Raw genomic sequence first — 22701 nt, 5'->3', positions numbered from 1 at the left:
AAACATCACCTCGTCACTCCACCGGGGTTCCAGTAACTGTCCCACCAGACCTTAGTGTTTATTGGCAATTGACGCAATACGGTGCCACCAAGACCCCGGCGAAGCAAACTCTGACCGGCATCCCTGCAGGCAGGGCGGTTTCTTCTTTAACAGAGGCAGCGTCGCAGTGTTAGCATTGCCCTTGTTCAGCTTGAGTATCAGGACCATGTTCAATCCACAGCGATTCTTTCCAACCGCAGTGTGTCTGTTGACCGTGCTGCTCGGTGCCTGCGCCGGCGAGGTTTCGTCCCGCCCACCTGAAATCTCCGAAACAGGCGACGGGGCTGAAACAGCCGGTCTGCACGCCGTGATGAGCGAGCAGTTGATGGTGGACAGCGCCCGCCTCAATGCACTGCTGTTCGATCTGCATCGCACAGAGACTGTCCTGGCGAGGGAACGGGAACAGCAGATCAGGCGTATCGGCGAGTCTGCGCGCAGCCTGCAGCAGGGTGCGATCGGCGTGGGGGGGCTGGCGACGTCTCTGCCGCTGTCGGAAAACGATACCTCCCGGTTTGCTGACCTTGCCGCTCGGCTTGTGGAGCAGGCGGACTCCCTGGCAACCCAGGCCGAGGGCGGACAGCTGACGCCGGGGCAGATGGAAATTATCCTGTCCCGCATCAACACCACCTGCAATGACTGCCATATTCTGTACCGCCAGCCGAGAGGAATTGGCCGGTGACACGGGCAGCCGCGTTGCGCTCGGGCCTGGTGATTGCTGCCCTGCTGAGCCAGAGTGTCGGGCCGGGGACTGCAGCAGGAGCAGAGTTTCCCGCTCTGAGTACCGGCGGATTCGCCAGATTACACCTGCTGGCAGGTGATATCTCTGCCGCAAGGGACCGCGCCGGTGACAGTGAACTCTGGGCCCCGGATATCCCTGTTGCCGGCGAACCCGGCCTGATCCGACACCGGATGAATGCCCACGCGCGGGAATCCCGGATCTGGGTGCGAGCGGTTCAGGAGACACCCCTGGGTGATCTGGAGGCACTGGTGGAAGCCGATCTCGATGGTGACCGGGCCGACGGTCATGATCCCCGTTTACGTCATGCTTACCTGATGCTGGGTCCCCTGCTGGCGGGACACACCTACACGACTTTCTCCAACACCTCGGCGCTGGCTGATCTCGACAGTGGTATCGCGGTCGGTAATGTCGTAACCCGGCACCGGCTGGTACGCTGGCAGCAGCCGCTCGGTGGTACCGTGCTGCTCAGCCTGGCACTGGAGGATTCCCTGAACCGACTGCATTTCGCCGGCACGGACAACATAGTCAGTAGCGGCGACCGCCGACCACCGGACGTGGTAGCACGACTGGATCAAACGGGTGAATGGGGCAATCTGTCGCTGAGCATGCTGGCGCGGGAAATCACTACCACCAGCCCCACAGGCACGGCCGCCCGCAGTGACGGCGATCTGGGTACAGCATTCAGCCTGGCCGGAAGAATCGAAACCGGTGCACTGGATAACCTGCGCTTCATGTTTAATTACGGCAATGCCCTGGCGCGCTATTCAACCCTGTCGACCTACGCCGATGCTACCGTTACAGCGGAAGGGCAGGTTGCGCTGGCGACCACCTATAGCGGCCTGATAGCCTGGCAGCATTTCTGGTCTCCCCGCTGGCGCTCGTCATTCGCCTTGAGTCTGTCCGTGACCGATCCTCACAGAACAACCAGCAACAGACTGACCCGGGAAAGCCGTTCCGCCCATGCCAACCTGATCTGGGCACCCAATCAGAGGATTTCCCTCGGGGTCGAATACCTCTATGGCTGGCGCAGCCTGCTGAGCGGTGAAGACGGAAATCTGCACCGCCTGCAATTGACTACCCGAATCAATTTCTGAGCGGGAGCGATCAGCGGAACGGCCCCTATCCCGTTTACCTCCTGTTTATCTGATGCGTTGGCTGTAGGGCGAGACCGGGGCGAAAACCCGGTAAAAGCTCGACTCATCCCGTATCTCTATCGGGCGTTGCAGCCTTTCAGACAACTCATCGGCCGAAAAAATCCCCTGTATCTGATGAGTCTGCCGGTCCAGTACCAGGGCAAAGCGGCAGCCGGATTTCTTGATTGCGGAAACCACGTCACCAATGGTCGCTCTCTGAATCTCCTCCGCATCAAAGGCCGGCAGGTCCCTGCGTCTAATCATGACATCGCTTACCTTGATTTCCTTTCGGAAGAAACCCTCGGCCTGCTTTCTGATCAATGCCTGGTCGCTGAGTTCTCCCAGGCTCACAATCCCTGCAAAGTGAGATTGTGAGTCGAGAACCGATATCGGCTGGATATGCGAATGGAGCATGAAAGATTTCAGCTCGTCGGCGGAAGTCGTTGCATCATAGACTATTGGCTTGATCTGCCTGAAGTCGACCATGAATTTCGATGCCGGTGAATCCAGGTTGCAGCTGGCAGAATCATCCGGCCAGGCTAGTTCATCGACTTCCAATGCTGTGTAAAGGTGTAGATTTTGCATAAATAAATACTCCAGAAACTTGAACCTGAAAGGCCCACCGCATTCTTCAATTGATTGATTTGACACTTTACTGTGGCTCCTGATTGTGGAGCTCAGGCAAACAGTGATCAGGCGGGGGTAACTGGAGGGGCGCGGCTATGCTGAGGCAGCCATCGGCAGGACCGGATGACGCCGGCAGGATGATAATAGACAATGGCAGCCGACAAAGACAGGACGGTATCGGTAGCGGGTATACCTGGCAGACCGGGTTCCGGTGAATCGACATCATCCAGTAATTCAACGCAATACTGGTAACCAGACTGGCGGTCATCGCCCACCAGTGCGGTGTCCGCAACCGCACTGAAACTGAGAAATAAAACAAGGCAAGGAAGTAATACGCCCGGTACTGCTCCTTTTCTGAGAGCCCTGCAGGGAAGGACTGAGTCTGCGCTCACACTAAATTCCTTTATCGACCGGTTTCACTATAACACAGTTCCTTTATCTGGCCAGTGATGACATCTCAATACCCCCGGGCAAAATCCACCAGGTACCGCAGCTCATTGCCAGCGTTGAAAAGGCGATAGTTTTCAGCAAACAAGCGGACAATATCCCGGGGCTGACTGACCGCGGCAATATGCCCGGTAATTTTCAGTTCAGGGGTATCCCATAGCGGGCTGTCGGGTGGTAAAGGTTCCTGCCTGAACACATCCAGTACGGCACCGGCCAGTTGCTGCTCCGCAAGCGCCCGGCATAAAGCCTTCTCATCGATCAGGTTGCCGCGCCCGGCGTTAATCAATACTGCAGTGTCTTTCATTCGAGCAAAGGCCTCGGCATCAAGCAGGTTGTTGGTCGCGGGCGTATCGGGCAGGATGGACACCAGGTGATCACATCGCGCCAGAAAGGGCTGGATAGATCGCCTGCAGTAGACTTCATCAAAGGGTTCGACCGACGCACCCCGCGTGTTGAAACCAATGGGCACCATGGCGAATGCCAGAGCGGTTTTTGCCAGGTACCGACCAATCGAACCAGTACCCATGATACCCAGCACCTTGCCGCGCAACGAGCCGCTCTCAACGTCATCCCAATGATGGGCCTGTTGTTCCCTGAATCGCCTCGCTATCCCGATTTCATGGGCAAGCAGATAGGAAAACACATATTCCGCCATCTGGGGCCCGAAAATACCTTTAACGCCGGTCAGCTGGTAATCCCTGAAATTCAATTTCAGCAACGGCGCAACCCCCGCCCAGGTGGACTGTACCCATTGGACCGGGGGCCGGGTCTCCAGCAGGTCGGTCAGGTAGTCCGGGGAGCCGAGGATTATCGGCTGCCCCTGGTAGCCGGCTGTCACTGCGGATCTGGAACAGGCAATGTCGACAGGCACCGCCCCGCCAAGCTCAGCGGTTATAAGATCCCGGTACGCTTCAGCATCGTGGGCGGCAACAAAAACAGCCGGCGGATCAGACTGGTGCTGACTCATGGAATCACCCTGCTCCATCGCTTGAAGGCGCTTCCACCTCGAATACGTTGAGAGTCATCGCAACCAGTGCATAATAACCAAGTACCCCGACCAGTTCGACGACAGCCACTTCTCCAAACTGCTCCACAGCCCGCTTATAGGTGGCAGCACTGACTCGCCGGAGGTCAAACAGTTCCCTGGCGAAGTCATACACGACGGCCTCATCGTCATGCTCAAACACCGGACGCCGGTCTGCCTGCAGAGAAGCGATAAGCTCTGCGGATAATCCCGCCTCTCGCGCGATTGGCTCATGAATACGCCATTCCACGTCAGCCTGCCACCAGCGCGCGGTAACCAGAATCGCCAACTCTGAGAGACGGGGTGGAAGACTCGTGTCATAGCGACAGAAGGCGCCCAGCTTCTGGGCCCGATCGGCAAATTCCGGTGCATGCAGCCAGGCCTTGAACGGGCCTTCGATGCGCCCGTTACGAGACTTCAGAATATCCTGATAGATTGCTTCCTGCTGCCGGGACAGTGCTGCTCTATCGAGTTCTTTCAGTCGGCTCATTGGTCCGCTCCATGCCAGGAATCTCTGATTTACTCTGACCATTAATCATAGGTTGCTTAAATTGCCTCGAGAACTGGCGGACAATCACTGTCTATTAGGGCCACCTGGCATTCTTAGCGATGATTGTTAAGAGTCTGCCCGCCTGTGAACTCAGGGCTTTTCGAAAACCAGCACGAAGCGGTCAGTCTGTCCGCGCAGGTCCTCATCGAAAACAATGCGCCGACGATCATCGTCAGGATTGTGCAACGCAGTGGACGAGGTAACGAAGCGAAAGCCACGGGATTCCACTTCCCGCCTGGCAAATCCTTCCTCCATCCGGTGCAGGTCCGCAACCTGGTCCGGGGCCATGCCGGGTTCGCCGGCATGGTCCACCACCACGAAACGCCCCCCCGGTTTGAGCGAGAGAAACACCTGCTCCAGAAAATTACCGGCATCCATGGGTTCGCCCACCGGGACATATTCCTGTCCATTATATCGCTTGGGGACAACATAGAGATCGTGCAGAGCCATGACTATCAGGGCGGCATCCAGCGATTCCGGGGCCAGATCCAGATTGATCCCGTTGGTCGTGTGACGCTTCACATTACCAGGATTCCGACGGTAGAACCGGTCAGTCAGCTCATTCACACCCCAGGCTTCAAACCCCATGTTGTTGTGCAGAACCGCCTCGCCTTCGGGACCCAGTACGCGGGCCAGCAGCTCACTGTAGTAACCGCCGCCGGCGAAGATGTCCAGGGCCCGGTCACCCGGCTCCAGATTGAGTAAAGGTATTACCTTTTCCGGTCTGCTGCGGGGGTCTCTGGCGATATCGGTTGCCAGCCTGCCGGACTGATTCATGGCCTCCACGACTGCCGCCTCGCCAATAACACTGGCATACAGGTGGGTAGCGCCTGTCAGCCAGGCAACCAGAGCGAGCAGGAATAGTTTCTTACCTGGCTGTCGCAGTCCGAATTGGCGACCTTTGACCAGCCTGGCTTTGGGGCCTCGCCCCCCTGTCAATGTAGACGGAATTCTGAAAATCATAGCAGGCCTCTCGTGATTCACTGCCCCGTGGCTCGTCGGAGCCAGAATCGCCAGCGCAATTGCCTGGCTCCGGCGATCCGCCGATTCAGGCGGATTCAACTCACCATCAACCGCACTCTGGCACTCTGGCAACCTGACCACCGACCTGAAAGTGGCGGTAATTCGGGTTGTAGCTTAAACGAACAGGGCAGAAAGACATAGACAATGGTATATTCGCGGATGTTGCTTAAAGATCCCATAAAGACAACAGCAGCCAGGCAGTGAATACGGTCGTGTCGCCAGCCCACCGACCGGTTCGGATAGACGGTTTGCGCAGACCTTCAAGACAAGTAACGGTGCAGTGCAGATTGAGAGGCTGCGCCAGTATCGCCTCGGCTCATCCGTCTCTGCAGCAGACGAACTGAAAAGAGAGAAGACCTTGTGACTGAGCCCATTACCCGCTACCCCAAACCCCTTTTCCTGGCCATCGTCATCGGTCTGTGCAGCATCGGACTGCTGCGGCAGGGCTATGGGCTTATCCTGGCAGGAGGCTCATTCTACTACCTGCTGGCGGGAGTTGCGCTGGTCCTCTGCAGCGGACTGTTGTTTCGGGGCGACCGGCGCGGTGCAACATTGTATGGCGGCTTCCTGATCGCCACTTACCTCTGGGCATTCTATGAAGCTGGCCTGGCATTCTGGCCATTGATGCCACGGATAGCCTTTTTCACCGTACTGGGGCTCTGGTTCGTGGTACCGAGAGTGCGCCGCGGTCTGTTGCAGACACAACCAGAACCTCTGTTCCAGAAAACTGAAACCCAACTCACCCTGGGGGCCTATGCAGTCTTTGTGCTTGCCCTTTCCTTAGCCAACACCGGTTACCAGGTCGGTACACCAACGGCCCCAGGAACCGGTCAGGTACGTAATGACTCCGGGGAATGGCGACACTACGGATCATCGAAAGGTGGTACCCGCTATGCTGCCGCTGACCAGATAAACCGGGGCAATGTGAGCCGATTGCAGAAAGCCTGGGAAATTCGCACCGGCGTGCCAGGAGAATTCAAAGGCACACCCATCCAGGTTGGCAACGGTCTGTACCTGTGTACCGGTCAGAACATCATCCTGTCACTGGACCCGGACAGCGGCGAAGAACGCTGGCGGTTTGACCCTGAAATACAATCCGCCCGCATCGGTTTCTGGGACACCTGTCGGGGTGTTACCTACTACCAGTCGCCGACTGATGCAGAAACGAATGACTGCCCGGAGCGTATCTTTACCGCCACCACCGACGCCAGGCTGGTAGCGGTCAACAAGGAGACCGGCCTGCCCTGTCGGGAATTCGGCACCGGCGGCGAAATCGACCTGCTGGAAGGTATGGGAGAGGTAAAACCCGGGTTTTACTTCGTCACCTCGCCGCCCACCATTGCCAATGATGTGCTGGTACTGGGCGGCTGGGTGATGGATAACCAGGAGACCCAGGAGCCTTCCGGAGTTATACGAGGATTCGACCCCCTCACCGGCGACCTGATCTGGGCCTGGGACATGGGCCGCGAGGAGCGCCCCGGCCTGCCGGCCGCCGGAGAAACCTATACTCGCGGCACGCCGAATGTCTGGAGCCTGACCAGTGCCGACGAAGACCTCGGCCTGGTCTACGTACCTACCGGCAATGCGACGCCTGACTATTGGGGAGGTCACCGCAGCGAAGCCATGGAGAAGTATTCAAGCTCTATCGTCGCTCTCGACTCCCGCACGGGTAAAGTCAGGTGGCACTTTCAAACCACTCACCATGATATCTGGGACTACGACGTGCCGGCGCAACCGACCCTGGTGGACCTGCCCGTCAACGGCGACATGCGCAAGGCAGTGGTTGTACCCACCAAGCGGGCTCAGATCTTCCTGCTGGACAGGGAAACCGGTGAGCCGATTGCGGATGTGGCCGAGCTGCCGGTTCCGCAGACCGACCTGCCAGATGAAACGACGTCACCCACCCAGCCGTTTTCCATCGGCATGCCCCGCTTTGATTACGACAGACTCTCTGAACGGGATATGTGGGGTATCACGCCGTTTGATCACGCGGCATGTCGCGCTCAGTTCAAAAAGATGCGTTATGAGGGACCACTGACCCCTCCTACTACCGGCGATGGCACATTTCATTATCCCGGCGTTGCCGGTGGCATCAACTGGGGCGGAGTTGCGGTAGATGAAGTCAATCACCTGATGGTAGTGAACGCGCTGCACAACCCTTCGGTAGTCCGGCTTATTCCCAAGGAACAACTGCAGGGCGATGAATTTCTGGGAGTGGGCGGCGCCCAGGCCGGCACACCGTATGGCGTCTATTCCTTTTTCTTTCTGTCACCGCTCTTCGCACCCTGCCTGCGCCCACCCTATGGCGAGCTGGCAGTGGTAGATCTGGTGTCCCGGGAAATCCTCTGGCGTCGCCCACTTGGCACGGCCAAAGACCTGGGCCCCCTGGGCCTGGCTACCGGCCTGCCCCTGCCTATGGGGATGTATTACAACCTGGCCGGATCCGTCGCTACCGGGGGAGGGCTGATTTTCAATGGCAATGTTGTTGACAGCACCATGCGGGCTATTGATATCTTTACCGGCGAGGAAGTCTGGACCGACGCCCTGCCTGGTTCGTCCACGGCCACTTCCATGACTTATGTCAGCCCGTCCTCCGGCAGGCAGTACGTGCTGGTGACTGTACCCGATGGCGGGGGAGGTCTGCAGTTGGAGACAGCTACCGACCGGAGCGCCGAACAGACAGAGGTACCCGGTGGCTGGGTTATCGCTTATGGTTTGCCGGACTGACTGACAGGCTGCTGAACAAGGTTATGCGCGCAGCCACGACGGGGCAGAAACTGGCGGGAAAGCACAGTTTTTTCCCGCAAAGGCCATTGCAGTAGTTCGTACCGACAGGATCAGCATCGATGAACAACAACGACATTAATTACATGGAGCGCACGCGTCAGTACTACCGTGCCCAGGGCTATACCAGCGACTATCAGTGGGCTCACTTCGAAACCATTCCGTTCTCGAAGCCGACAAGAACCCTGAAGGAATCGAAGGTGGCGATTATCACCACGGCCATGCCTGCTGAAACAGAACACAAAGCCGATCGACAGGTGGAAGCGGTTCCGGTGGATCCGCCACCCTCTGCCCTGTTTACCGATCACCTGTCCTGGGATAAAGACAATACCCATACGCGCGATGTCCCCACTTTTCTTCCCATCGAGCAACTGAACAGGCTGGTGGCTGAGGGCACAGCAGGTGAGCTGGGTCGGCGGTTTTTCTGCGTACCTACCGAGTACAGCAAACGACTCACCCTGGATAACGACGCACCCAGAATTCTGGAGCTCTGTCGAGAGGATCAGATTGACCTGGCACTTCTGGTACCCTTGTGACCCGTCTGTCACCAGACCGTGAGTCTGGTCGCACGCCACCTGGAGGTCAACGGACTGCCCACCGTGGTACTCGGCTCCGCGCTGGATATCATCGAATATTGCGGCGTTCCGCGTTTCTACTATGTTGACTTCCCGCTGGGCAACCCTTGTGGAAAGCCGGGTGACAAGGCCATGCAACTGGAAATTGTCCGGCAGGCAATGACCCTGTTTGATAGCGCGACCGTCTCCGGCGTTACTGTCAGGTCGGCTTATCTGTGGAGTGACGACCAGTCGTGGCGGGACCGGTATGCCCGGGTAGACGCCAGCAACCGCGAGGCCTTGCTCCGGAAAGGGGAGCGTCGGCGGCAGCAACAGGCCCTGGCCAGGGCCGAAGGGAGAACAAGAATACCGATGATCGACTGAACACCGAATTAAAAAAAAGTTGAAGCATTACGGTATACGGCCCTTGTTTGCCCGGGCTGTCGATTTTGAGTTCTGTAGTTTTGTGTTATAAAGGGACTGTTCGGCAGGCTAAGAACAAAAACAGAGCCGCCGGCAGCCATGCAAATGAGAGAGGCTGGGATGCGTTAATAACGTAACCCGGGTTTGCATACACATGTCGAAATCAACTATCGCAAGCGCTGCGGGGCGCTGGATTGGTTGTTTGCGGGTATGTCTGTTAATACCTGTTCTATGCCTTTCCGTTCCGCCACTCGGTGCCGGCCAGGATTTACAGTTGCCGGCTTCATTCCGTTCCTATGGCAATCTGGAACAGCCTTCTGCAGTGGTACTCAGCCAGGAACTGGCAGACCACCGCCAGACCCTCGGCAGGATGCAGAGCGAACGGGGACAGTACGATCCTGCCCTGATCGAGGTCTATGACGACCTGGCCGGAATCTATCAGCAGCATGGCGACTTCGAAAAGGCGACCGCCAACTACCAGCAGGCACTGCAACTTACCCGGATAAACTTCGGTCTCGACAGCGAGCAACAGTTACCTTTTCTCGGGAAACTGATCCTTTGCAGTCTCTCCCTGCAGGACTGGCAGCAGGCGGATACCCAGCACCAGCTGCAGTTTTATCTCAAGAACCGTCTCTATGAGAGCACCGATATTCGCTACGCGGAGGCCGTGGTGGAACTGGCAGACTGGAAAATACGCAGTCTGCGGGAAAACCTGCTGGGCGAAGGTCCGCGCGAAAGAGGTTGGAAGGCGGAGGAGATAAGCACCATTTACCGCACCGGCCTGGCCCGGGTTAAAGACAATCCGGCCAGAAATGTCGCCGCGCTGGCTCTGCTTTACCAGGGCAAGTCCCAGGCGGATCTCGCCATGGCCAGAACCCTGGCCGAAACGCCCCACCAGTTTTTCCCTGGCACGGTAAATCCCTACGTCCAACAGCAGGTCTGTCAGAATAACGGCCAGGGTGGCCGAGCGCGTCAGTGCACTTCGGTGAGACGGGACAACCCCCTCTACCCTGAGTCTCAGCGAGACACCAGACGCAACCTGGTCTACCGCAGTATCAGCGAGCTGGAGAGATCACTGGAGAACCTTGGCCGGTTACTGGCGCAACACCCGGTCGCGCTTGCAGATCAGCGGGACAGCGTGCTGACCGAAATTCACGCTCTGCAGGCTGAGTTCAGGGAATTCAAAACCCATTCGTTCGCCGCCTGCTGTGCCCAGGGCACGCCGCTGGCACATCGCTGAGAATCCTGGTTCGCCCGCCGCCGCCTGCCAGCCCAGGCATCATGGGAGCCTGGCGTGGCGTTTTCTGCACTGCCCGGACAGATTGAGGTATGGCAATGACTATGACCTCCCAGGGAGTTTGTCGCCCGAGCAGCGTATTGCGCTACTCGACGAGAACCGCCCTAATCCAGTGCCAGCGCAATCCACTCCGCTGCCGAACCCAGGTTACCGACCGCTACCACGATGTACTGCCTGCCCTCATGCAGGTAACTCATGGGGCCTCCGGTAGTGCCTGAGGGGAGCGCCATTTCCCACACTATATCGCCGGTGGTCTTATCGAAGGCGCGGAACATTCTGCCCCACATATTGGGCTGGGTTCCACCGTACACGTTGCTGCCATCGCCCAGAAACAGCAAAGTTTTGGTCACCAGCGCCACCGGCCGGCTGGCAATACCCAACATCGGCAGGTCGAGATTTCTCAGCGCCGGGTGGTCGCTCAATGAGTCGCCATTGGCAACCTGCCAGACGTGCTCACCGGTATTCATGTCGATTGCGGTAATCCTGCCCCAGGGTGGCCTGGTCAGGGGTATACCGTCTATATAGGGCGCATCCCTGTTCGGGCTCCAGTAGGCCATTTCGGTATCCTCCTGGGTCGCCTCCTCAAGGCGATAAACCCGTGGTACATCATGCGTCACTCCGAAGTAATACCCGGTTTCGGGATCGAACGCACCGGTGTTCCAGTTTGCCGAGCCCCACGAACCCGGCAGCATCAGGGTTCCCTGGGTACCACCCACCTGCTCGCTGGCCAGAGTGGGCGGCGTAAAAATCGGCCCGGTGACGAAATTCGCCGCCGTCGCACGGGCAATCTGCCCTATTTCCGGAAAGTCGATAATATCCGCTGCCGTGATGCCCTGGGTGGCGATGGCTGCCGGTTTGGTAGGAAAGGGCTGGGTAGGAGACAATACTTCGCCCGGCACATCGGACTGCGGCACCGGCCGCTCCTCGATAGGCCAGACCGGCTCGCCGCTGACCCGGTCAAAGACATACACCCAGCCGGTCTTGTTGGCCTGCATCACTGCCTGGATGGTTTTGCCCTCGACCGTTATTTCTCCGAGTACCGGAGGCCCGATGTTGTCGTATTCCCAAACATCGTGATGGACCATCTGGAAATGCCAGACGCGCTCGCCGGTTGCGACGTCGATCGCAACCAGGCTGTTGGAGAAAAGGTTGTCGCCTGGCCGATGACCACCGTAGTAGGCGGCTGTTGGGGCCGTGAATGGCACGTAAACATAGCCCAGTGACTCGTCGGCACTGAGGCAACACCAGGACCCCAGGTCCCCGGACTCCCGCCAGGATTCATTGCCCCAGGTGTCGGTGCCGAATTCGCCTTCCCTGGGAACCGCATGAAAGGTCCAGAGGTGTTCCCCGGTTCTGACATCGTAACCACGCACATCTTCCGAAGCGACCCCCCGCCATAACCGGCCACTGTCTCCCGCGCCATCGAGAGTACCCGCCACTACGACGACATCGTTGACCACTATCGGACCGCCGGAAATGAAGGAGAATCGCTCGGCGGAGTCAGGCACCAGGTTGACGCGACCGTCGATGCCGAACCCCGGGATCGGCTGGCCTGTTGCCGCATCCAGCGAGAAAAGGTAATTATTTCTGACTACCAACAGGTGATTACTGGACCCATCGGTCCAATAATCAATACCCCGGGTACTCTGACCTCTCATTTCTTCCAGAGTCGGGGCAATCGGCTGCTGTATCCAGATTGTCTCTCCGGTGGCGGGATCGAATGCTTCGACCAGGCCGACGGCGTTAGTCGCATAGAGCAGGCCATCGAGGAGAATCGGCGTAGAGCGGAGATTACCGGACACGCGAATTTCCGGGAACGCGTTCTGGAGAGAAGGGTCCAATGCCGGCCGCCGCCAGGCGATTTGCAGATCGGCCACATTGTCTGCGTTGATCTGATCGAGGCTGGAATACCGATTAAACTCCCTGGTGCCACCCCAGTAGGGCCAGCCGCTCGTTTCTTCGGCCGCCTGAATCGAAACGCTGACGAGTGCCAGCATCACGCAAGGAAACAATCTAACCATGATGAACTCCTTTTAGTTCAAAGCCACTTCTACCCACAGTGGTGTCACTGCAGCCAACAGCTCTCCAACACTTTACAGTTGCTGCATGTTGCGTTTCAAGAAGCCTGATCTACGCTCTTGTAGAGACTTGAGGAGCCTCTGATCAATGAGTTAAACCAGTGACTGGACGACCTGATTCTTCAATTTCTTGGGTTCTTGTTTTCTGTTGTTTCTGTGTTTCTGTGTTTCTCTATTTCTTGGCCACTCAGCTACTCAATGGTAATCAACTCACCGGGTAAAACCGGCGTATGCGCAGGCAATCGCCTGGCGTGGGTCCGTTGCTCAAAGGCATAGCCGAGCCCCAGCAACCGTGGTTCACTGAAAGCGGGACCGAGAAAAGAAAGAGTTATGGGTAGACCACGGGCGGTAAAACCCGCCGGTACTATCATATCGGGAAACCCTGACATGTTTGCCAACGTCACCGGAGATTCACCACCGCCCGGAGCACTATCGGGATCAGGATCGGGGTCCACCCTGCCGGGCCTGGTCGTCGATGTGGGATAGACGATCGCGTCCAGTTCATTTTCACGCAGGATGCCTTCCAGCACGCTGCGTACCAGCGGTAGCGCATGGTCTCGCACGGCTATGTATTCAGCGTCGCTGAGTTCGCCGCTCGCGTCTTCCCTCATCATGAGATTCCATCTGCCAGGATTTGGAATAGCCCCGTCTTCCCTTCGCGCGGTAAGCGCCATGGACTGTTTGATGAGTTCATCGAGAGACTTGGGATAATCCGACCCCAGGGTAGCGAGATAATCGGCGATCTGGGCGCGAAACTCACGGTAGCGGATCGTCTGATAGAACCGGCCGCGCACATCCATGAGCCAATCAGGTATCGTCACGTCCACGACTTCGGCGCCGGCATCACGCAGGGTCTGTAACGCTGACTCGACGATCCAGTCGACTTCATTATCGCTGCCCATGAATACTCTGGCGACGCCGATTCTGGCGCCGCTCAAGGCGTCAGCGTCCAGGTAGCGGGTATAGTCGGTCTCAAATTTCCCGAAGCTTTTTGACGTCGAGGGATCGGCTCTATCGATGCCAGTCATCACACCCAGAGCCACAGCTACGTCATAGACGCTGCGCGCCATTGGACCGACCGTATCGAAGGACAGGGCCAGGGGCACGACTCCGTCGCGACTGAGCAGACCATGTGTGGTTTTCAACCCCACAATACCATTGGCCGAGGAGGGTCCACGCACCGAACCCCCGGTGTCGGTTCCCAGCCCCATCATGGCATAGCCGGCTGCGATGGCGGCACCGGTACCCCCGGACGAACCGGCCGGGGTACGTGACGTGTCATGGGGGTTAAATGTCGGTCCACCCAGGGAATTCAGCGCCCCACCGGAGGCGAATTCGCTCATATTGACTTTGGCCAGTATGATCGCGCCGGCGTCACGCAGTTTTTTCACGATAAACCCATCATCCGGAGGGATCGAACCCTTAAGCAGAAAAGAACCGGCGGTGGTGGGCAGGTCCCGGGTATCCATGTTGTCTTTAAGCACAATGGGGATGCCGTGTAATGGCGACCGCCGCCCGTTCTGCTGCCTCTCCAGATCCAGCAGACGCGCCTGATCCAGCGCATCCGGATTCAGTGTCAGCACGGCGTTGATGGCCGGCCCCTGCTTGTCATAGGCGGCTATGCGACTTTGAAACATTTCAACCAGCTGCACAGAGTTCAGCGTGCCCGCATCCATCGCCGCGTTTAAATCAGCTATGGTTGCATCGGTAAGTTGCAGCTCCGCCGCCAGACTAAGGCCCGAACAAGAAGCCAGCAGAAACCATAGCAGGAATCTGGAACGGTACTTCTTCAGGCTGCCACTCGCCCTGCCCCGCGCTACCCGACACCCCGCTCCGCTGTTCATAATATTCCTCTTTGTTTCGCTTTATTTGTTTCGCTCTATTTATTGCGCTTTATTGAGCCACTGTTCCTGCAGTTTTTACTGGCCACGCTGGCTGACAGAGAAACAGAGTGACATTCGGCGCCGACAGGCCCTGGCCGGTTAACCGGTGGTCTGAATGAGCAACCATCGAGGAACGCCTGTCTCGGCAGCTGTGTGGATAAGACTTTCTACCGACCGTGACACCGACAATATGAATTTTTTAATCACAGTGTCAATGCCAGGTGACTGGTGTAGTGGAGTTTTTTATTGCTGACAGGACTATCGCCCCGCTTTGGTGCCAAACCGGCAGGTTTCAGGTCGAGCCGCCCCAGCAAGGGGCAATCATTCGTTCAGAAAGGGTTGCACCAGTTCCAGGCTGACGCTCCAGAGTCTGTGGGCTGCCTCGTCGGTAGCAAAGGAAGCAATGGACGGTCTCTTACGCTTGAAATAATAGTGTCCATTGGCATGGCGCGACAGATCATCCGTGGAACTGGCCAGCCAGATCATGGTGTCAGCGCCTTTCTCAATACTGATCATGAACGGGTAAAGCAGGAGACCCAGCAACCGGCCGGATACACCGCCCTTGGACCAGATGGGCGTGCGCACAGCACCCGGATGAAAGGAACTGGCCACAATACCCTGGTCCCGATAGCGCTGGTCCAGCTCGCGGGCGGTTAACAGGTTCATCAGTTTGGATCGCCCGTAGGCTTTCAGGCCACGGTAACCCTTTCGCATATTCAGGTCGTCGAAGTCCAGTGGCCCGCTCTTGTGACCCAGTGAACTGGTGAACACGATGCGGGCATGGTCTTTTCCGGCGGCGGCCAGTAACGAGGGCATCAGCAACTGGGTAAGCAGAAACCCACCCAGGTGATTGGCGGCGAAGGTCAATTCAAATCCCTCTGCAGTCTCCTGGCGCTTCTCGTTGGCTGCGCCGGCGTTGTTGCAAAGCACATCGATACGGGGAAAGTCTTTCTGCACGGCTCTGCCTGCCTCGGCAACACTGGACAGCAGACTGAAATCAGCCAGATAAAGATACACGTCCGGATTGCCGGTTTCCTGCTTGATGGTATCCACCGCTTCCTGACCGCGTGCTTCGTTGCGGCACAGGATGACGACGGTGGCACCACGGCGGGCGAAATCCCGTGCCGACTCGAAACCGATGCCACTGTTGGCGCCGGTGACAACAAAAATCTTGTCCTGCAAATCTTTTTCAGTCTTCATAGGGTTCCATTGTGGCGGGTTGCTGTCGAGTTTACGCCCATGCAACCGTGAGTGGTTCAGCCATAGTACCTGTTACCTGGGAAACCTTCACCGCATGTTGGCAATCGGGCCCGTGCTGACTTATGCTCTAGCCCATGACAAAACTTGTGTATCCCACCACCAACCTCAAACAGGTCGAACAATTGAATATTGTTCGCGGCGAGGGTATCTACGTTTACGACGCCGCTGGCAAGCGCTATCTGGAGGGCCTGGCCGGATTATGGTGTTCGGCACTGGGATATGGCAACCAGGAACTGATCGAAGCCATCACCGAACAGTTGCAGACTCTGTCTTACAGCCATCTGTTTGGCGGCCGTACCAGCCAGGTCGCCATGGACCTGGCCGATCGACTGACCGCCATGGTGCCGGTCGACGGCGCCAGGGTGTTTTTCGCCAATTCAGGCAGCGAGGCCAACGACTCCCAGATCAAGATGCTGCACTACTATCACAACGTGATCGGCAAACCGCGGAAAAAGAAAATCATCACCCTGGATCGTGCCTACCACGGCGTTACCATGGCCTCCGCCGCACTGACCAGCCTGCCCGCCATGCATACCCATTTCGATATCCCTGTTGAGGCGCTGGGTATTCTGCGAACCGCAACCCCGCACTACTACCACGGCCACGAGCCCGGGGAAACCGAGGAGGCTTTCGTGACCAGGCTGCTGGCCGGGCTGCGAGTACAGATCGAACAGGAAGGGCCGGAAACCATTGCTGCCTTTGTTGCCGAACCCATAGGCGGTGCCGCCGGCGTGGTGGTGGCACCCGACAGCTACTTTCCGGCGCTGGAAAAATTACTGGCAGAGTACGACATCCTGTTCTGGGCCGATGAGGTAATCTGCGGCTTTGGCAGGACCGGTAACGACTTCGGCAGCAATACCATGGGCATCAAACCGCAACTGATGAGCCTCGCCAAGCAGCTGTCATCAGCCTATATCCCCATCAGTGCGGCCATAATCCCCGACTTTATGTATGAAGCCATGCAGGAACCCAGCGCCCAGGTTGGCGTCTTCGGGCACGGATACACCTATACCGGCCATCCAGTGGCCTGTGCCGCTGCATCGAAGGCCATTGAGATTTATCAGCGTGACGGACTGTTTGCCCATGCCGCTGCGGTGGGCCGGCACATGCAGTCACGCCTGCGGGAATTCAGTGAGCATCCGTTGGTGGGCGAAGTGCGCGGCAAGGGCCTGATCGCCGCCGTGGAACTGGTAGCCGACAAACGGACCAGGCGGGGCTTTGTCGATGGCCGGGTTGGAGCCATGGCCAAACAGTTCTGCCAGAATCACGGCCTGTTAACCAGGGCAGTCAGTGGCAACTGCCTGGCTTTCTGTCCGCCGCTGATTATCAGCATAGAGCAGATAGACGAGATGATTCACCTGTTCAGTAAGGCACTGGACGACACGGCAGCGTATGTGCAAAAGGAAAATCTGTCAGCATCCTGACTGTAATAACCAGCGAGGTATCACATGAACAAGAAGATCAGCATTCGGCTACCCGCAATACTCACCACGTTTTTATTCGGTCTACTGCTGGCCGGTTGCGGTCCGCAGGAACCGCAGCAGAATTCAACTGACACGGCAGATACCCGGGAAACCAGGGGCGTCGATCTCATTCTGACCAACGGCAAGGTGCTGACGGTAGACGGAAATTTCTCCATCCACAATACCGTGGTCGTCGACGATGGGCGTATCGTGGCCACCGGTGGCAGTGAGTTGGCCAATCGTTATGAGTCAGACCGGTTGGTGGACCTGGAGGGCAAGACGTTGATGCCCGGTTTCATCGACTCCCATATCCATATCCGGGGGCGCCCACAGCGCTACATTGAACTCAGTGAGGTGGAGTCCATTGCCGAAATACAGGCGTTGATCAGCGCCAAGGTCGAGGAGATCGGCGAAGGCGAGTGGATTACCGGTTACGGATGGTCAGAGGACGAACTGGCGGAGGGTCGACGGCCACTGCGCCGGGATCTGGACGAGGTGGCACCCAACAACCCGGTCACCCTGACCCGCGCCGGAGGCCACAGTGCCGTGGTCAACACCCTGGCGCTGGAACTGGCCGACGTTACTCTTGAAACCCCGCAACCGGAAGGTGGTGTTATTGAGCGGGATGACAACGGGGAATTGAATGGCATCATCAGAGAGCGCCAGGAAATTGTCGGGCGCCTGGTCCCTGACTCCACCTACGAGGAACTGATCGCCAGCCTGGAGGTCAATCTGAATGCCTTATTGGCCAAGGGAATCACCAGCATCATCGATGCCTCCAAAACCACTAACGATTACCTGATGTTCGAAGATCTTTACGCAAACGCAGATCTTCCGCTGCCGCGGGCAGCGCTGCAGTTTCAATGGCGCAATCCGGAAACCATCAACGATCTGAAAGCCCGGGTCGGTGACGGCACCGAATTCCTGAAAATCGGCCCCATCAAGGTTTTCGCCGACGGCGGGTTTACCGGCCCGGCCGCCTACACGCTGGAGCCCTATGTGAACCAGGGCGAGTATCGGGGCTATCTGAACATGCCAGAGGGCGAACTGGTGGCCCTGCTCAATGAAATACACGATGCCGGCTGGCAAATGGGCATTCATGCCATCGGCGACGCCGCTATTGTCCTGGTGGTCAATACCCTGGCGGACACTCTGGAAAGAAATCCCCGTGCAGACCATCGCCACTACCTGAATCATTTTTCCATGCGCCCTCCCGAAATTACCATGGAACTGATGGCCGAACATGACATCCATATCACGCAGCAGCCTAACTTCACCTATACCCTTGAGGGTCGCTACGCGGAAAATCTGGACGGCTGGCGTTTGCAGCATAACAATCCATTACGCAGCCCCATGGATCATGGCATCACAGTGGCAATATCCAGCGACATTCTGCCAATCGGCCCGTTGGTAGGGCTGTATGCAGCAGTGACCCGCAAAGGCATGAGTGGCCAGGTCTATGGCCCTGATGAAGCCATCACCATGGAGGAAGCCATTCGCGGGTACACGATTCTCGGGGCCTACCTGAATCGCGAGGAAGCGGTGAAAGGTTCATTGGAGCCGGGCAAGTTTGCCGACATGATCGTACTCTCAGACGATCTGCTTACCATTGACCCGGAACAGATCATGGATGTTGCGATCGAACAGACCTGGGTGAATGGCGAGCTGGTTTACCAACAATAATTGTTCCCGGCGGGAATCAAGGCAGAGGCGGCCTCATGCTTAAAAATCTTTGCTCATTCCTTCTGTGCAGCCTGTTGCTGGCTGGCCAGTCAGCGCAGGCGCAGCTTGTCCCCAATCCAGATTTTCTGAGTGGTGCTGGCAGCCACACGTATAAGTCGGTGGATGGTGTCACCTTGCGCCTGCATGTTTTTCAGCCCCACAGCGACAGCGTCGAACCCAGAGCCGCCATAATATTTTCTTCGGCGGCGGCTGGAGACAGGGTTCGGTGCAACAATTTGTGCCACACGCTGAGCATTTAGCCAATCTGGGCATGGTCGCGATCGTTGCCGATTATCGGGTGTTGTTTCGTCATGGCAGCAACGTTGCAGCGGCGGTGGCTGACGCCAAATCGGCTATCCGCTGGGTGCGCAGCCATGCCGGCGACCTGGGCATCGACCCGAATCGCATCGCCGCGGCGGGGGGTTCCGCTGGCGGCCATCTGGCAGCGGCTGCCGCGGCGCTGCAGGGTTTCGAAGCACCCGGTGAAAATCTTTCCGTCAGCTCGAGACCCAATGCCCTGGTGCTGTTTAATCCGGCAGTCAATACAGGCAAGATCGGTGACTCCCGGCCCCGCCAGTTCCCGGGTGATGCTGAAGCCCTGTCTCCCTATCATCAGGCTGGCGGCGATTTCGTCCCCACATTGATCCAGCATGGTTATGGAGATACCACAGTGCCATACAGCGATGTCCAGGATTTCTGCGACAAGTTGACCCGCCTGGCCGGAGATTGCACGTCAATCGGCTACGAAGAGGCAGAACATGGTTTCTTCAACAAGGGTGTGGAGAACGACCGCTGGTACCTTCCGACGGTGGAGCAGATGGACGGCTTCCTGGTCAGGCTGGGCTATCTCGAAGAGCCCGGACGCTGATTCGCCAGCCCGCGGAGTTTGGGCTCCCCGCCCGCCCGGGTTTCTGAAAATAACGACAAAACAGCCATGAGTGAAAACAATAAAGATCACGCCTCAGAGAAATCCAGCTTTCTTCGCGTCCTGGGCCGTCGGGACGTCATTGCCCTGGCCTTTGGTGCCATGGTCGGCTGGAGCTGGGTAGTACTGACCGGCACCTGGATACTCTCTGCCGGTACCCTTGGGGCCATCCTGGCTTTCCTGATCGGCGGCGGCGCCATAGCGATCGTAGGGCTCACCTACGCGGAGCTGGCCTCAGCGCTGCCCTTTGCCGGCGGGGAGCATGTTTACAGCCAGCGGGCCCTGGGTAACAGCGCCTCGTTTGTGTGTACCTGGGCAATCATTCTGGGCTATGTGTCGGTCATTGCGTTCGAAGCCGTGGCATTGCCTACCGTCCTGAGTTCTCTGGTTCCGGGGCTTGACCGCGGCTATCTGTGGACCATCGCCGGGTGGGATGTTTACCTGTCCTGGGTCTTGACCGGCGTGGTCGGGGCGGTGGTGATGACCACCCTGAATAGCATCGGCGTCAAGATGGTCGCTATCGCGCAGACCGTCGTCGTCGCATTGATGCTTCTGGTTGGCGCTCTTTTTATCGGAGGATCGGCATTCAGCGGCAGCCCTGACAATCTTCAGCCCCTGTTCACCGATGGTGTCAGCGGCATCACGCTGGTGCTGGTCATGGTGCCCTTCATGTTTGTAGGCTTCGACATTATCCCCCAGGCAGCCGAAGAAATTGACTTACCGTTCCATGACATCGGTACCGCGCTGGTACTGTCCATTCTCATGGCGATCGCCTGGTACAGCCTGATTATTCTCGGCGTCGGTCTGGTGATGGATAGCGGAAGCCTCGGTGACACTGACGTGGTCACGGCCGAAGCCAATGCCCTGATCTACGGCAGGGTTGGCGGCACTGTCCTGTTGCTGACCGGTCTGGCCGGCATCCTGACCACCTGGAATGCACTCATTGTCGGCGCCAGCCGGGCCATCTACGCCATGGCCCACGCCAACATGCTGCCGCAGTTTCTGGGTAAAGTGCATCCGAAATACCGGACGCCGGTAAACGCTATCCTGCTGGCCGGCGCCCTGTCACTGATCAGCCCCTTGTTCGGCCGGCCGGCCCTGGTATGGCTGGTAAATGCCGGCGGACTGGGTATCGTTGTTGCTTATACTTTCGTAGCCTGGTCGTTCCTGGCGCTGCGGAAAAACGAACCGGAGCTGGAACGACCTTATCGGGCGCCATACGGCACACTCACCGGCTATGCGGCACTGCTGCTGTCCATTGGGCTGATTTTCCTGTACCTGCCGGGTAGCCCGTCGGCACTGGTCTGGCCCCAGGAATGGGGCATCATCCTGTTCTGGGTTATCCTCGGCGGAGTTCTGTTCGGCCTGAAAAACCGTTTCTGAGCCGCCGCTACCGGTTCAGTCTCTGCGGGGCTGCGAGTAGCGTTCCTGATACCTCTCATACAGCTCCTGCTGAGTGCCGTACAAGTCGATTTCCCGCCCCTGAATAAAGGCCAGGATGACATTGCTGGTACGCATGTCGAGGGCATCTCCCGTGGAAACTATCAAAGTTGCGTCCTTGCCCACCACAAGCGTCCCGACCCGTTCGGCAACACCAAGTATCTCGGCATTATTGCGCGTGATCATCGACAAGGCGGTTTCCCTGTCCAGACCGTAGGCCGCCGCCGTGCCGGCGAAAAACGGCAGGTTGCGCTGCCTGTCCAGGGATGTGCCGCCGCCACCGATGCCGACTTTGAGCCCGGCATCATGAAGCAGAAACGGCATCCGGAACGACTCGTTAACGTCACTCCAGGTATTTTCCGGCAGCGCATGAATCTCCTCGTAGAGGACCGGCACCGCTTCCTCAAGCAGCAGATCCTTGACCAGCAGCGCCCGACGCCCTCCGACGAGCACGATATCAGAGACGCCGTAACGGCGGGCGAAGCGCACGGCGCTGATGATCTCCCGTGCCTCGTCGGCATGAAGGTAGAGTCGGGCAGCGCCATTGAGAACAAGCTGCAGGGCACGCAGATTCAGGTTGGCCGGTTCACCGGTGTAGGCCACACCATTCTGGAACAGCGAATTCAGAACCTGAACGGCGCCTTCATATTCTGGATTGTCTATCGTTTCCAGCTCGCCGGTCTCCTCGTCGCGCTCCCGAATCCGAAGACTCGGCCAGCGTAAATGTAAGCCATCATCCTCCTGCAGCAGGGCGTCCTCCCAGTTCCAGCCGTCCAGCTTCATTACTGATGAATAGCCGGAAACAAGCCCGCCTTCCGGAGTGATCTGGGCTGTGAGGATGCCATTGAATCGTTGCGTGGGAATGAACTCGGAATCGGTGTTGTAGGCAATCGCCGATCTGACACTGGCATTGATGTCGCCCTCTTCTACAACATCCTGCGTAGCGCGTACGCTGCCGACCTCTTCAAGCCCCAGGACGGTGTTGGGCAGGACGAATCCCGGATAGACGTGCTGCCCTTGCAGATCGATGATCCGGTGCCCGGCGAGATTAATCCTGTCCGCCGCCTGGCCGACTGAGGTGATGATACCGTCATCGAAAGTAATCACTCCGTCACCAATAATCGTACCATCACCAACATGAATGATGGCGCCAACCACAGCGATGGGTTCACTCTGGTCCGCCGCCGGAACGGGTACTACCGCCCCGGCCAGACTGCTGAAGACCAGGCAAACCGTCACAACCAGACGGCGCAATGAGGAAACAGCTCTCGACCTGTTTATCCAGTTCAT

18 protein-coding genes are annotated in these 22701 nt (G+C 57.8%); 10 read left to right on the top strand and 8 right to left on the bottom strand.

Annotation, left to right across the window (positions count from 1 at the left end; genetic code table 11):
* Positions 1–205 precede the first annotated feature (205 nt).
* The gene (locus tag R3F50_07685; protein MEZ5490186.1) at positions 206–718 is read left to right on the top strand and encodes a hypothetical protein; all 513 of its coding nucleotides are present in this window, start codon (positions 206–208) and stop codon (positions 716–718) included.
* Positions 715–1872 (top strand): DcaP family trimeric outer membrane transporter, encoded by a 1158-nt coding sequence (locus R3F50_07680; protein MEZ5490185.1) that lies wholly within the window; start codon positions 715–717, stop codon positions 1870–1872. The genes R3F50_07685 and R3F50_07680 overlap by 4 nt, the downstream gene beginning before the upstream one ends.
* Positions 1873–1917: 45 nt before the next feature.
* On the opposite strand, the gene R3F50_07675 is transcribed toward R3F50_07680, so the two are convergent.
* The 4 genes from R3F50_07675 to R3F50_07660 all read right to left on the bottom strand — a co-directional run bounded on the left by R3F50_07675 (position 1918) and on the right by R3F50_07660 (position 5522).
* Positions 1918–2496, bottom strand: coding sequence for a histidine kinase (locus R3F50_07675; GenBank protein ID MEZ5490184.1), 579 nt, complete (start codon positions 2494–2496; stop codon positions 1918–1920).
* Between the two features lie 499 nt (positions 2497–2995).
* Positions 2996–3952 carry a D-2-hydroxyacid dehydrogenase gene (locus R3F50_07670; GenBank protein MEZ5490183.1) on the bottom strand — a complete coding sequence of 319 codons (957 nt, stop codon included), beginning with the start codon at positions 3950–3952 and terminating at the stop codon, positions 2996–2998.
* Positions 3953–3956: 4 nt separating this feature from the next.
* Positions 3957–4499, bottom strand: coding sequence for a carboxymuconolactone decarboxylase family protein (locus R3F50_07665; GenBank protein ID MEZ5490182.1), 543 nt, complete (start codon positions 4497–4499; stop codon positions 3957–3959).
* A 150-nt stretch (positions 4500–4649) separates the two neighbouring features.
* The gene (locus tag R3F50_07660; GenBank protein ID MEZ5490181.1) at positions 4650–5522 is read right to left on the bottom strand and encodes a hypothetical protein; all 873 of its coding nucleotides are present in this window, start codon (positions 5520–5522) and stop codon (positions 4650–4652) included.
* A gap of 420 nt (positions 5523–5942) precedes the next feature.
* Between R3F50_07660 and R3F50_07655 the strand changes: the two genes are divergently transcribed.
* The 4 genes from R3F50_07655 (at position 5943) to R3F50_07640 (ending at position 10583) form a co-directional block, all read left to right on the top strand.
* Positions 5943–8309 (top strand): membrane-bound PQQ-dependent dehydrogenase, glucose/quinate/shikimate family, encoded by a 2367-nt coding sequence (locus tag R3F50_07655; protein MEZ5490180.1) that lies wholly within the window; start codon positions 5943–5945, stop codon positions 8307–8309.
* Positions 8310–8428: 119 nt separating this feature from the next.
* A complete protein-coding gene (locus R3F50_07650; GenBank protein MEZ5490179.1) occupies positions 8429–8902 on the top strand; it encodes a hypothetical protein in 474 nt (157 codons plus the stop codon).
* Between the two features lie 18 nt (positions 8903–8920).
* Positions 8921–9304 carry a hypothetical protein gene (locus R3F50_07645; GenBank protein ID MEZ5490178.1) on the top strand — a complete coding sequence of 128 codons (384 nt, stop codon included), beginning with the start codon at positions 8921–8923 and terminating at the stop codon, positions 9302–9304.
* 313 nt (positions 9305–9617) lie between these two features.
* The gene (locus R3F50_07640) at positions 9618–10583 is read left to right on the top strand and encodes a tetratricopeptide repeat protein (GenBank protein MEZ5490177.1); all 966 of its coding nucleotides are present in this window, start codon (positions 9618–9620) and stop codon (positions 10581–10583) included.
* Positions 10584–10744: 161 nt separating this feature from the next.
* Here the strand turns inward: R3F50_07640 and R3F50_07635 are convergent, their stop codons facing one another.
* The 3 genes from R3F50_07635 to R3F50_07625 all read right to left on the bottom strand — a co-directional run bounded on the left by R3F50_07635 (position 10745) and on the right by R3F50_07625 (position 15801).
* Positions 10745–12661, bottom strand: a complete 1917-nt coding sequence (locus R3F50_07635) for a PQQ-binding-like beta-propeller repeat protein (GenBank protein ID MEZ5490176.1) — start codon at positions 12659–12661, stop codon at positions 10745–10747.
* A 248-nt stretch (positions 12662–12909) separates the two neighbouring features.
* A complete protein-coding gene (locus tag R3F50_07630; protein MEZ5490175.1) occupies positions 12910–14562 on the bottom strand; it encodes an amidase family protein in 1653 nt (550 codons plus the stop codon).
* 360 nt (positions 14563–14922) lie between these two features.
* On the bottom strand, positions 14923–15801 hold the full coding sequence (locus R3F50_07625) for an SDR family oxidoreductase (GenBank protein ID MEZ5490174.1): 879 nt from the start codon (positions 15799–15801) through the stop codon (positions 14923–14925).
* 134 nt (positions 15802–15935) lie between these two features.
* On the opposite strand from R3F50_07625, the gene R3F50_07620 reads away from it, so the two are divergent.
* The 4 genes from R3F50_07620 to R3F50_07605 all read left to right on the top strand — a co-directional run bounded on the left by R3F50_07620 (position 15936) and on the right by R3F50_07605 (position 21354).
* Positions 15936–17285, top strand: coding sequence for an aminotransferase (locus tag R3F50_07620; protein ID MEZ5490173.1), 1350 nt, complete (start codon positions 15936–15938; stop codon positions 17283–17285).
* A gap of 24 nt (positions 17286–17309) precedes the next feature.
* Positions 17310–19007, top strand: a complete 1698-nt coding sequence (locus R3F50_07615; protein ID MEZ5490172.1) for an amidohydrolase — start codon at positions 17310–17312, stop codon at positions 19005–19007.
* Between the two features lie 232 nt (positions 19008–19239).
* Entirely contained in the window at positions 19240–19914 is a 675-nt protein-coding gene (locus tag R3F50_07610; protein ID MEZ5490171.1) for an alpha/beta hydrolase fold domain-containing protein, read from the top strand.
* 66 nt (positions 19915–19980) lie between these two features.
* Positions 19981–21354, top strand: a complete 1374-nt coding sequence (locus tag R3F50_07605; protein ID MEZ5490170.1) for an APC family permease — start codon at positions 19981–19983, stop codon at positions 21352–21354.
* A 15-nt stretch (positions 21355–21369) separates the two neighbouring features.
* Here the strand turns inward: R3F50_07605 and R3F50_07600 are convergent, their stop codons facing one another.
* Positions 21370–22701 carry an amidohydrolase family protein gene (locus tag R3F50_07600; protein MEZ5490169.1) on the bottom strand — a complete coding sequence of 444 codons (1332 nt, stop codon included), beginning with the start codon at positions 22699–22701 and terminating at the stop codon, positions 21370–21372.

Source organism: Gammaproteobacteria bacterium (genome assembly GCA_041395725.1).
In the GTDB taxonomy this organism is placed as follows: Bacteria; Pseudomonadota; Gammaproteobacteria; order Pseudomonadales; family Pseudohongiellaceae; genus NORP240.
Note: the sequence above shows the minus strand (reverse complement) of the source record. Positions and strands in the feature narration are given on the sequence as shown.